Source organism: Primorskyibacter sedentarius (assembly GCF_004342065.1).
GTDB lineage: Bacteria > Pseudomonadota > Alphaproteobacteria > Rhodobacterales > Rhodobacteraceae > Primorskyibacter > Primorskyibacter sedentarius.
Map to the genome: position 1 here is coordinate 21,987 of NZ_SLZU01000019.1, position 11,743 is coordinate 33,729.

Annotated in this window: 10 protein-coding genes; all 10 read right to left on the reverse strand. The window is 62.5% G+C overall.

The features are described from left to right. Window positions 1–57: 57 nt before the first annotated feature. The 10 genes from EDD52_RS18745 to EDD52_RS18790 all read right to left on the reverse strand — a co-directional run bounded on the left by EDD52_RS18745 (window position 58) and on the right by EDD52_RS18790 (window position 11,742). Window positions 58–723, reverse strand: coding sequence for a D-lyxose/D-mannose family sugar isomerase (locus EDD52_RS18745; protein WP_132247833.1), 666 nt, complete (start codon window positions 721–723; stop codon window positions 58–60). Then, window positions 710–1,747, reverse strand: coding sequence for a LacI family DNA-binding transcriptional regulator (locus EDD52_RS18750; RefSeq protein WP_132247835.1), 1,038 nt, complete (start codon window positions 1,745–1,747; stop codon window positions 710–712). The genes EDD52_RS18745 and EDD52_RS18750 overlap by 14 nt, the downstream gene beginning before the upstream one ends. A 3-nt stretch (window positions 1,748–1,750) precedes the next feature. After that, window positions 1,751–4,201 carry a beta-mannosidase gene (locus EDD52_RS18755; RefSeq protein ID WP_132247837.1) on the reverse strand — a complete coding sequence of 817 codons (2,451 nt, stop codon included), beginning with the start codon at window positions 4,199–4,201 and terminating at the stop codon, window positions 1,751–1,753. Then, window positions 4,198–5,571: a sulfatase family protein gene (locus EDD52_RS18760; protein WP_132247839.1), complete on the reverse strand. Its 1,374-nt coding sequence runs from the start codon at window positions 5,569–5,571 to the stop codon at window positions 4,198–4,200. Before EDD52_RS18760 ends, EDD52_RS18755 begins: the two co-directional genes overlap by 4 nt. After that, a complete protein-coding gene (locus EDD52_RS18765) occupies window positions 5,571–6,656 on the reverse strand; it encodes an ABC transporter ATP-binding protein (RefSeq protein ID WP_132247841.1) in 1,086 nt (361 codons plus the stop codon). The genes EDD52_RS18760 and EDD52_RS18765 overlap by 1 nt, the downstream gene beginning before the upstream one ends. Continuing rightward, the gene (locus EDD52_RS18770; RefSeq protein WP_132247843.1) at window positions 6,653–7,246 is read right to left on the reverse strand and encodes a hypothetical protein; all 594 of its coding nucleotides are present in this window, start codon (window positions 7,244–7,246) and stop codon (window positions 6,653–6,655) included. Before EDD52_RS18770 ends, EDD52_RS18765 begins: the two co-directional genes overlap by 4 nt. Window positions 7,247–7,249: 3 nt before the next feature. Continuing rightward, a complete protein-coding gene (locus EDD52_RS18775) occupies window positions 7,250–8,143 on the reverse strand; it encodes a carbohydrate ABC transporter permease (protein WP_132247845.1) in 894 nt (297 codons plus the stop codon). Then, the gene (locus EDD52_RS18780) at window positions 8,140–9,021 is read right to left on the reverse strand and encodes a carbohydrate ABC transporter permease (protein ID WP_132247847.1); all 882 of its coding nucleotides are present in this window, start codon (window positions 9,019–9,021) and stop codon (window positions 8,140–8,142) included. Before EDD52_RS18780 ends, EDD52_RS18775 begins: the two co-directional genes overlap by 4 nt. A 107-nt stretch (window positions 9,022–9,128) precedes the next feature. Further along, window positions 9,129–10,379 carry an ABC transporter substrate-binding protein gene (locus tag EDD52_RS18785; protein WP_165907588.1) on the reverse strand — a complete coding sequence of 417 codons (1,251 nt, stop codon included), beginning with the start codon at window positions 10,377–10,379 and terminating at the stop codon, window positions 9,129–9,131. Window positions 10,380–10,683: 304 nt separating this feature from the next. Next, complete coding sequence (locus EDD52_RS18790) at window positions 10,684–11,742, reverse strand: ABC transporter ATP-binding protein (RefSeq protein ID WP_132247851.1); 1,059 nt, start codon at window positions 11,740–11,742, stop codon at window positions 10,684–10,686. Window position 11,743 lies beyond the last annotated feature (1 nt).

The window sequence follows — 11,743 nt, forward strand, 5'->3', positions numbered from 1 at the left end:
GGGCGAGCCGGGGCGGAACCGGCCCCTTGACCAATGCGGAGGTAAATCCGGTCGGCGTTAGTAATCCGAGACTAAAAGATGGCTCGCCTGCACGTCTTCCGCGATGGTCGAAAACCGGCCGATCGGCTCGCGGAACACGTTGTCGGTTTTGTCGTCGTTGACGGTCGAGACCTCGCCGATCAAGCAGTCCTTTCCTTCGGCCCAAAATGCGTGCCAGATGCCGGGCATCAGGGTGACGCTCTCGCCAGGCCGCAAGGCAATGCGCCCGCCGGCCTCGACCGTACGCAGTACGCCGTCGCAGGGCACCGTCACCTGAGCGGTTTGGTCGACGCCGCCGTCTGAACCCGGCGCGAACAGTTCGATCACAAGATCGCCGCCGCCGCGGTTGATGATGTCCTCGGCCTTCAGGTCGTGGCGGTGCATGGGCGACAGCTGGTTGCGCCGGGAGATCATGATCTTCTCGGCATAGAGCATGCCACGCCCGGTCTCGAGGTCAGCGGTAGTGCCGTTACGGGTGGTGAAAAGGAACAGGCCCATCTCGTCGAAACGACCGTCGCCGTAATCGGTGATGTCCCAGCCCAGCCCGCGTTCGCGGATCAGCGCAGCGTCGGCCGCACGCATTTGATCCGGCGACCAATAGGCGAAGGGAGGCAGGATGTGGCCGAAGCTGCGGATAAAGGCATCGCCTTCGGCCAAGATGGTATTGATGTCAGAGCGTTTCATGCGGTTTTCCATTGATGCGAAGGGTGGTCTTGGCCAGCTCCTGACAGGCTTCTGGCGCGGCGCCGTCGATCCGTTTCAGAAGCAGGTCGGCCAATTTGCGCCCGGCCTCCTGCCGGGAGAAATGCGAGGTATAGACCTTGGTGGCGACGTATTCTGCGATATTGGTGCCGGAACGCAGGGCAAAACCGATGCGCTGCACTTCCGCTCCCAGCAGGTCACGCACCCCGGCGCGAGTGCCGAGAAAGGTGAGTTCGTTTACGCAGACAAAACCATCGGCCCCGGCGTCGAGCAGGCGACGGGCGGACCTGCGGGCCCGGTTGGCGTCGAGCATGTCGTGATGGCGCAGCATCGGGTCCGGCTCGATCCCGTGTTCACGCAAGGCGGTCTCGTAGCCGCGCACGCGCTGGCGGACGTAGCTGTAGCGCAGGTCGCCATCGACAAGAGCTATCCGCCGGTGCCCGTCGCGCAAGAGCGCGTCGGTGCTTTGCCATGCAGCATATTCGTTGTCGACGTCGAAGAAGGGATGCGGCGACAAAAGCTCGGTACGGCCGAAGGTGATAAAGGGGAAATCCGACTCCAGCAGGAACTTGACGCGGTCGTCCTGAAGCTCGGTATGGTCGAGGATCAGCCCGTCGGCATTGCGCCCCCGTACCACCTCACGCACCTGGTCGAGGGCCAGGTCGCCCATCGCCACCGGCACCGCCCGCACCGAGTAATCGGTGCCGACGAAGCGCTTGTGGATGCCCTGCAACAGGCCGACAGAGCCGGAATCGCCGATCTCTTCTTCCTCGGTGAAGCTAAGGAATGCCATCGCCACGAGCGTCTTGCCGGTCCTCAGCTTGGCACCTTCGAGGTTGCGGACATAGCCCAGCCGGTCGGCGGTCTCACGCACCTTAGTCACCATCTCGGGGCCGACTTTGTGGCCGTCCTTAAGCGCGCGGGCGACGGTGGTCACCGAAACGCCCAAGTGCTGTGCGATAGTCTTCATGGTGACGGGGTCGCCGCCGAAACCGGTCTGGGCCATGTGTTATCCTTTCACGGAACGCGCCTCGGGCGCCCGGTCCGGCAGGTGTGAGCGCCGCTGGCGCGCGGCGGTCAGCACCCGAGGCCGGCCGGGAAGCAGGGTGAGACAATTGTCGGACCATACCGTATCGCCGCCCAGATCCCATGTCACCCAGAGCGCAGGCCGGTCAGTGCTGAGCGTGACCTGCGGCGTGCCGTCGGCTGCGATGCCTGTCTCGGCGGTGATCCGCGGCGTGCCAATGTCATAGGCCTTGGGTCGCTTAGGCAGATACTCGTTTTCGCCGACATGAGATCCTGCGGCGCCTGTCCAGTCGAGGTGCAGAAAGGCATCCTCGGCCAGGGTTCCGGGTGTCAGCCGCGCGACTTCCGCGGCCCGGTCCGGCGGGCAGACCGCCTGCCATGTACTGATCTCGGTCACCTCGCCCTCGAAACGCACTGCACGGGCGTTGACCCTCAGCGCCACATCGGCCCCGGTGTCGTTGACCGCCCAGAGCACGATCTCACCCGTCGCGTCGTCGGGCTGCGCCGTCACCATTACCGGGGCGTAGAAGCGCCGGGCAAGGTATTGCGTCGCCTTCCAGCCGCCGCCGTATTCGAGGCTCGCCCAAGAGGCCACCGGCCAGGTGTCGTTGAGCTGCCAATAGAGCGTGCCCATGCAGCGTGGCTTGTTCGACCGCCAGAACTCGATGGCGGTCTTCATAGCCAGCCCCTGTCCGATCTGGCTGAGCCAGCACATGTCCTCGAAGCTCTCGGGGAAGCGGAAATAGCGGCCAATGGTTTCGACGATACGGCTGTTGCCGCCCCGGCAGCGCTGGTGGACGTCCATGACCTTGGACGAGACGTTGCGGTCGTGTTCTTCGGTGAAGCTCTCGATCAGGCGGGTCGAGGGGAAGGACTGGAAGCCGAATTCCGAGCAGAAGCGCGGGCGCACCGTGCGGTAGTGTTCGAAATCCTTGGCCGAGTGCCAGACATCCCAGAAATGCATGTCGCCCGAGGTGTCGTCGTGCCAGCCGTCGCCGAAGTTGAGCGGCCCGACGCTGGGCGACGACGGCCACCAAGGGATGCCCGGCGCCTCATCTGCGATCGCCTCTTCCAGCGCGTGGTTCAGCCGGTCGTAAAGCGCCAGATAACGGTCGCGGTCGGCCTTGGCCTCGTCGAACCAGCCCAGAGCGCCAACCAACTCATTGTCGCCGCACCAGAGCGCCATACAGGGATGCGCCGACAGGCGGCGGATCTGCTGGCGCGCCTCCCGGCGCACACCGTCCAGCCAATCCCGATCCTGCGCCGGGTAGAGGTTGCAGGCGAACATGAAGTCCTGCCAGACGAGCAGACCCTTTTCCGAGCACATCCGGTAAAACCAGTCCGGCTCATATGTGCCACCGCCCCAGATGCGCAACATATTCATGTTAGCCTCGAGCGCGCTGTCCAGAAGGTCGTCCACCGCCTCGGGCGTGGCGCGTTGCGGCAGGGCGTCGGCAGGGATCCAGTTGGCGCCGCGCATGAAAATCTCTTGCCCGTTGACGCGGAAAGCAAAGCGATGGCCGATGTCATCCTTGTCGGTGATCAACTCAATCTCGCGTAGCCCGATAGGCAAGGAGCGGGTTTGACCGCCGATCTCGACGGTTAAATCATACATCTCCTGCGCGCCGTGTCCGGCGGGCCACCACAGACGCGGGCTTTCAATCTCTGCCATGAGCGTCACCCTACCCTGGCCCGGCCAGAGGTGCGCCACGGTGGTCACGGTCTGGCCGTCGATTACAAGGCGCGCCTCGGCCTCCACTGGAAGGGCGACATCAACATGCAGCTCGGCCTCGATGAGAACCTTTCCACCCTGATGATGCTGCCGCACCAGCACATCGTCCAGCCGCAGCGGATCGGTGCGATGCAGGCGGACCTCGCCGTAGACGCCCAAGGGCGAGAGCGCGATGCCCCAGTCCCAGCCAGCGTCGCACTGCGGTTTGCGCAGGAAGTTGTAATGCGGGATACGATTGTTCCAGAAGAGATGCGGAATCGGGAAGGGCGCCTCGTTGGCGCGGCGCTTGGCTTCAGCCGAGTTCGAGAGTAACCGGATCTCCAGCCGGTTCTGCCCCTCTCGCAGCGCCTCGGTGGCATCGAGGTCATGGCGAAGAAAACGGTTGCCAAGCTGGCCGATCACATGCCCGTTGAGGGCGACCTCGGCGTGACAATCCACACCGTCCAGCGTGAGCGTGTGGCGGCCTTCGACAGGCCCGTGGGTGAACGCGCACGCCACCAGCCAATCACTTTCATGCACCCAGTCGGTTTCGGGTTCGTTGTCGCGCCAATACGGGTCTTCGATTCGAACGGCTTCCAGCAATGCCGAATGCACGTCGAAGGGCAGCGCGACCTCCTGCGCCTCGCCCCCGCCGATGCGACTGAGCTGCCAGCCGGTGTCAAGGATCAGTGGAGCGGTTTGCGGTTTAGTTTGAACGTTCATTGCGGGTCGTCCTCCAGGTCGCGCCAGGGCAGGACCGCGTCCCGCCGGGCCAGCTCGGCCATGAGCGGGTGATCGGGCTGCGCGGTGGCAAGGTTGTTGTATTGAAAGGGGTCGTAAGCGTTATCGAAAAGCGTGGCGGGGGCCTCGGCCAGCGTCCGGGACGCGGTAAACTTGGCGTAGATCGTGGCGTCTGGACTGCGCAGACCTGCGCCGTTGCCGGTCTCGAAAAAAGCCGTACGCCCGTCGCCTTGACCGCCGGCGGCCTCGGCCATGAGCGAGGCGCCGTGCATATGGTCGGGCGCCCCCTGCCCCGCAGCGGCAAGGAAGGACGGTGCAAGATCGACCAGCGATCCGACAGAGCCTGCCACCCGATGGCCCGGCGTGACGCCCGGCCCGGCCATGACCAAGGGAATGCAGATGCTTTCGTCGTTTTCGGTGCCCTTCTGAACCAGCCCGTGGCTGCCAAGGTTCTCGCCGTGATCGGCGGTGAAGACGATCAGCGTGTCCTCTGCCAGCCCGGCTGCGGCAACGGCATTGAGGATTCGGCCCACCGCCCGGTCCATCCAAGTCACCGCGCCGAAATACTCCGCCGCCAAGGCGCGCAGATCATAGCCCTCGGGCAGGTCCAGAGTGTGCGGCAGACGATGAGAATAGTAGCGGAAATCCCAGCGATAGACCTTGTACCAATAGTCCTTGTCCTTGATCGCCGCCTCATCGGTGTTCTCGCGCAGGGTCAACCCGTCCGGGTCATAAAGCTGCAAGAACTCCTCGGGCACATCCGCCACCGGGCAATGGGGCGGCGAGATGTTGTAATAGAGAAAGAACGGCTTTTCCGACCGGGCATTCTCGATCAGAAAGGTCTCGGCCTCGCCCGCCTCGAAATCAACGCTGTATCCCGGCGCGCAGAACTCCGGCCCGCCATCGCGGGTATAGGTCTGCGCACTGTGGGCGTGATGGACGCGCGGGATCAGGTAGCTGTCAAAGCCGATGTCATCTGGCCAGGAATGGATGTGCCATTTGCCGATTGCGGCGGTGTGATACCCTGCATCGCGCAGAAGCTCGGGCAGCGCCGGGTCCTTCAAATGAGGCCGCCCGGGATAAGGGTATTCCGGCATGGTGAAATCGCCGGGGCGACCGCCGTGGCTGACGTTGGTCTTGCCCCCCGTGGCGGTGCGGTTCATCTGGCCCGACATCATGATCGACCGCGCGGGCATGCAGACCGGGAAGTTACTGATCGCTGTTTCCCAGACCGCGCCGCGAGCCGCGAGCCGGTCGATGTTGGGCGTGGCAATTTCCTGACCGCCGTAGCAGCCCAACTCGTAGGGGCGCAACTGGTCCGAGGTTATGAGGATGATATTGGGCTGGCGCATCACAGGTGCACCCCTGTTTCCGTATCAAAGAGATGTGCATTCGAGAAGTCCCAGGTGATGGCCTGCGTGCTGCCCGGCTCAAAGTGATGCAGTCCGGGCACCCGCAACCGCAGGCGCTGGCCCTCGAAGGAGAGCTCGACCGAGGTTTCCGACCCCATCGGCTCGCACATCTCGACCGCGTGGCCCTGCGTCACGATCCCCGCCTCGCTGGCACCGACCGAGATAAACTCGGGCCGGACGCCCAGCACGGCGCGGGTTTCGCCGGTGATCGGCCGACGCGCGACGCCCGCTGGCAGCGGCAGCACTGTCTTGCCAATTCGCGCGACAAAGCCGCCCTCGGCCGGGGTGACCGTTACATCAAGCGCGTTGATCTCGGGCGTGCCGATAAAGCGCGCGGCAAACAGAGTGTCGGGTTGGGTATAAAGCGCATCGGGCGAACCCAGCTGTTCGATCATGCCACCGTTCAGCAGCACGATCTTGTCGGCCAGTGTCATCGCCTCGATCTGGTCATGGGTGACATAGGCGATGGTGGCGCCGAGCACCTTGTGGATACGCTTGATCTCGGTCCGCATCTCGCCGCGCAGCTTGGCGTCAAGGTTCGACAAAGGCTCGTCAAACAGGAACAGATCGGGATGGCGCACCATTGCGCGGCCAATCGCGACCCGCTGGCGCTGGCCACCGGAAAGCTGCCCAGGTTTGCGGTCGAGGTAATCGGTCAACTTGAGGATCTGCGCTACCCGGTCGACCTCGGCGCGGATTTCGGCGCATGGGGTTTTGCGGATCTTCATGCCGAAGGCGATATTGTCATAGACCGACATATGCGGGTAAAGCGCATAGCTTTGGAACACCATCGCGATATTGCGGTCCTTGGGATCAAGGTCGGACACACTCTGGCCATTGATCTCGATGTTGCCTTCGTGGTTCAGTTCAAGCCCCGAAATCAGCCGCAGCAGGGTGGATTTCCCGCAGCCCGACTCGCCCAGAAGCACGAGGAATTCGCCTTTCTCGATGCTCAGATCGATGTCACGGAGCACGCGCACGGCACCGAAGGATTTGCCGACGTTTTGCAGGTTCAGGCCGGTCATTGGAGGATCTCCCGTTGGCTGGGCATCGCGGAGGCAAGGGCGCCTGCGAGCAAGGTGTTGATGAAAAAACAGGGGGCCGAGAGGCCGAAGTAGAGCGCGACCAGCGGTTGCCGTGACGCGATCCAGATCACGAGGGGCACAGCCAGAACCGGGATTAGGTGGCTCATCGGTGCCTGCGAAAACCCGGTGCGCGCATTGGCCAGCGCATCGGTGGCAGTGCCGCTGAGCCTCGAGATCGCAAAGAGCGCGGCCAGCGCGTAACCGGCGGCGATCCAAGCCAGTGGCAGGAGCACGATCAGCGCCAGCATTGGCAAGACGAGCGCAAGAGCAAGGCTGCCCAGTGCCACCAGCGCCAGCGGCAAGACCGCTAGGTTGGCGGTGACGAACTCAGCCCGGTATTCGCGCCACATGCCGCGCGACAATTGTCCAGCGGTCAGATCATCGGTGCGACCTGCAGCCCAAAGCGTGGCCGCCAGAGCCGGTGCAGCGCCCAGCAGGCCCAGGCCAAAAGCCATCAGGCCAAGTGCGACAAGATTGATCGCGGCCAACTGCCAGACGCGGGTGGTGAGGGAGAAGACGAATGGTCCCATGATCTATCCCTTCACCGCGCCACGCATCATGCCCGAGACGATCTGGCGTTGCAGTACCAGGAACACCACCAGCGTCGGCGTGATGACGATGACGATACCAGCCATCAGGATCGCCTCGGTCGCCGAGGACATCAGGTCGGACGCCTTGAACAGCAGCATCGAGACCGTCGATTGCTCAACCCGGGGGGTGTAGAGGTAGGGCAGGATGAAGTCGTTGTAGATGTGGATCGTGCGCAGGATCACCACGGTCGAAATTGCCGGCGTCATCAGCGGCAGGATCACTTTCCAGTAAATCTGGAAATAGCTTGCCCCCTCGATCCGCGCGCTTTCGTCAATCTCGCGACTGATCGCGCCGAGGAAGGTGATGAAGATATAGAGCGAGACGATGTCGGCCCCGGAATAGAGCACGATCAGAGCCCATTTCGAGTTCACCAGCCCCAGACCCAGCATCACCTGATAGAGCGAGACCTGCGTGGTGATCGCAGGCACCGCCATCACCACGACATAAGCCAGCAGGATCGCCTTGCGGCCAGGGAAGCGGAACCGGTCGATCACATAGGCCGCCATCGTGCCGATCAGCGTGATGATGATCAGCGAGGTCACGGTGACGAAGATCGTATTCCAGAAAGCGACGCCCACCGGCTGGCGCTCGAAAAACTCGACATAGTTCTGAAAGTGGGTGAAATCCGCAGGCAGGTCGGTCTTTTCGCCGCGCATCATCTCCAGCGGGGTCTTGAAAGAGGCGAAGAAGGCGATCAGCAGCGGGGCCACGACCAGCGCCGAGGCAAAGATCAGCATCGCGTAGTGAAAGGTGGTCCAGAACAGTTTGCCGGGCTTGATGCGGCGGCGACGACGGCGGACCGGACGAGTGGCAGGGATGTCGGCGGTTGCGGTCATGCCCGGGCTCCTTTGTCAAACAGGGTGCGCTGGATCACAACGACCAACATCACGAAGACCAGCAGGATCACGGCCATCGCAGCGGCAAGCCCGACCCGGCGGAATTCAAAAGCCTCTTCCAGCGTTGCCATGATGAACGTCTTGGTGCCATTGGCGCCGCCAGTGATCAGGAAGGGCACCTCGAACACCTCAAGCGAGCCGACGGTGGCGAGGATCAGTTGCAGCCCGAGGATCGGCGCAATGGTGGGCAGGGTGATATAGATAAACTGCTGAAACTCGCTGGCCCCTTCGATGCGCGCGGCCTCGTATTGATCGGTCGGCACCGCCTGAAGCGCGCCATAGGTGATCAGCAGTTGGAAGCCGAGGTAGCGCCAGATCGAGGCGAAAACGAGCGACCATTTGACCAGCTCAGGGTCTTGCACCCATTCGCGGGTATAGGCCCCCAGCCCGATAAGCTGCATCACAGCGTCCAGCCCGCCGTCGATCTGCAGAAAGTCACGGAACACAATCGAAACCGCCACCGCATTCAGCACGAAAGGCATGAACAGCATCATCCGGAACAGGTTCGACCCCGGCATTTTGCGGTTCAGGATCACCGCGAAATAGGTCGCGAGGGCCAGTTGGAGAACCGAGCCCGCGAAGTAATAGGCCGAGTTGATCAGCGGCTTCAGCAGCTCGCGGTCCTCGATCAGCAGGGTCCGGTAGTTCTGCAATCCGACAAAGGTCTTTTCGGCGGACAACCCGTTCCAGTCGGTCAACGAGAACCAGACAAGCTGGATCGCGGGCCAGATCGAGAAGAGAACCAGAAGGGTCAGCGGCGCGATTAGGAAGGATATGATCACCAACCGGCGCTGGGTATGGGCGTTCATCGTGGGCATAGCAGGCTCCTTCGAGGCGCAGGCGAACGCGCCACAAGCGGCTTTTGGTCAAATTCGGTGAAAGGGCCGGTCCGCGTGCGGGAGGGACACGCCGACCGGCGTGCGGGTCACTTCGCTATGGCGCGGGACCAGCGGTCGTTGACCTTCTCAATGGCGGCGTCGAAATCCTCGGCCAACACCAGGTCGCGGATGTAGGTGCCGGTCATGAAGTCGAGCCGCGCATCGGCCATCGCCTGCTTGAACTCAGACGAGGGCGTTCCAGCCTCGATGGTGCGGGGCTCCCGGGCAAAAAGCTCTTCGAGCTGCGGCATGACCGGGGCAATCCGCGGATCGCCGGGGATGAAGCCCGCGGCATTGGCGACATCGGTCTCGGTCAGCAGAAACTCGATCCAGGCCTTCGCGGTGTCGGGGTTCTGCGACTGCGACGAAACACCAAGCGCCCAGTCCGGCCAGAGAAGCACCGCCGGATCGCCGCTGTCATCCACCGGCAGCGGGAACATGCCAAGATCGTCGCTGACGTTTTCAAGGCCCAGAGATTCGCCGGCGATGATGGTCTGCGGGATCGACCAGTTGGCCAGAAACCACATCGCCGCCTCACCGGCACCCAGCATCATCTTGCTCTCGTCCCAATTGTTGGCGGTATAGTCGCGTTCGGTGCATCCGGCCTCGAACAGTTCACGGACGTATTGCATCGCCTCGCCGTAGGGCTTGCCATCGGCGAAAGGTGCCGGGTCTGTCGCCACGGCGTCAAAGTAGCTGCCGTCGTCGGCAAAAAGCAGCGCCGCCTTGTCCCATTGCTGCATCGGCCAGCCTGCGCCCATGTTGATCTGGAACGGCACGATGCCCTCGGCCTTGAGCGCCTCGCAGGCTGCGAACAGCTCGGTCTTGGTGGTCGGGATGCTCTCAATTCCGGCGCGTTCGAATGCGGCCTTGTTGTAGACGACGGCCTCGGCGTTGGCGCCATAGACATAGCCATAGATATTGCCGTCCACATCGTAGCGATCGACGAAGCTGTGGGTTTCGGCCAGGCTCATGTCATTAAGTGGCAAGTAGAATTCGCCGTATTCCGCGGGCGGAAGGTTGTCCATGACATTCAGTACATCGCCGTAATCGCCGGATGCGATGCGGGTCGGCATCTCCTTGCGGAAGTTGGCGACATGCAGGATTTCGACTTCGGTGCCGGGGTACTTCTCTTCGAACGCGGTCGCCCAACGCACCCAGTCGCCGCTGTCCACGAATTGGCCGAAGTGAGTGTAGAACGTGATCTTGCCATTGATCCCCTCCGCGTGGGCAAACGATGCACCCGTCGCACATACGATCGCAGCGGCCATCAGTTTCGATATTGTTCCGTTGGTCATCATCAGGTTCTCCTCCCTGTGCTCGACCTCGAAAGAATCACGAGGTTTATCGATAACCCAACAAGTAACAGCTAGCTTGTGAACAGGTCAAGGAAAAGGTTTATCGATAAACCCTCCAAGAGAGCTGACCCGACAATTGAAGAAGCGGAAAAGACTGTCGCAAAGAAGATCCGCCGCCTGGTCACGACCGCCAAGCGCAGGACAGAGGAATGTCGCTGACCGGCCTAAGCAGATCGACTCGTTGCTGCCACGTGCCTTCGAACTTGGCTAAGCCCGCTCGGGACGTCTCTCGGGGTTGACGGTTTCAGGCCGCCGCACCGTCCGGGAAGGCGTGCACGCGCTCCGCGTTCGGGACGAGCCAAACGTTATCTCCCGGCTTGAGGGACAGACGTTCGTGTGACAGAACGGTGATATTCTGCCCGGCCTTGCGCACCACCAGTTCCGTGGACGCCCCCGTCGGCTCGACCACGACAACCTCGGCGCGCAATGCCCCGGACCCGGCTTCGGATTGCAACGCGAAACATTCGGGCCGGATTCCCACTGTCGCCCGCCCAGGGGCTACCGGCGTGGCAAGCCACAGGGCCTCACCATCGGAAAACCGCGCCTCGGAAGGGTTCTCGGACGAAACCTCCAGATTCAGCAGGTTCATTGTCGGAGATCCGAGAAACGACCCGACGAAAGCGTTGGCCGGGTTGTCGTAGAGCTCCAGCGGTGTACCGATCTGCTCGATCTCGCCGTCGCGCAGAACGACGATGCGGTCTGCCAGTGTCATCGCCTCGACCTGATCGTGGGTGACGTAAATTGTCGTGGTTTTCAGCTTCTGGTGCAACTCCTTGAGTTCTGCCCGCATCTTCACCCGCAACTTGGCATCGAGGTTGGACAGCGGCTCGTCGAACAGGAACACCTCGGGTTTGCGCACGATGGCACGACCCATGGCCACCCTTTGACGTTGGCCCCCCGACAATTGCCGCGGCAGACGGTCAAGGTAGGGCCCCAGCCCGAGGATATCCGCTGCCCGGTCTACCTTGGAGCGGCGCTGCGCCTCTTCCTCGCCCGCTAACCGAAGTGAAAACGACATGTTGTCGGCGCTGTTCATATGCGGATAAAGCGCGTAGCTCTGGAACACCATTGAGATGCCGCGGTCACGCGGGGGCACGTCGTTCATCGACACGCCGCCGATCTCGAGCGTTCCCGACGAGATGCCCTCGAGCCCGGCGATCATCCGCAGAAGCGTGGACTTGCCGCAGCCGGAGGGGCCGATCAGTACGACGAATTCGCCGTCATGTATTTCGAGCGACACATCCTTGATGACGTCGAGTTTTCCGTAGCTCTTCGACAGGCCGGTAAGCCGTACATCTGCCATG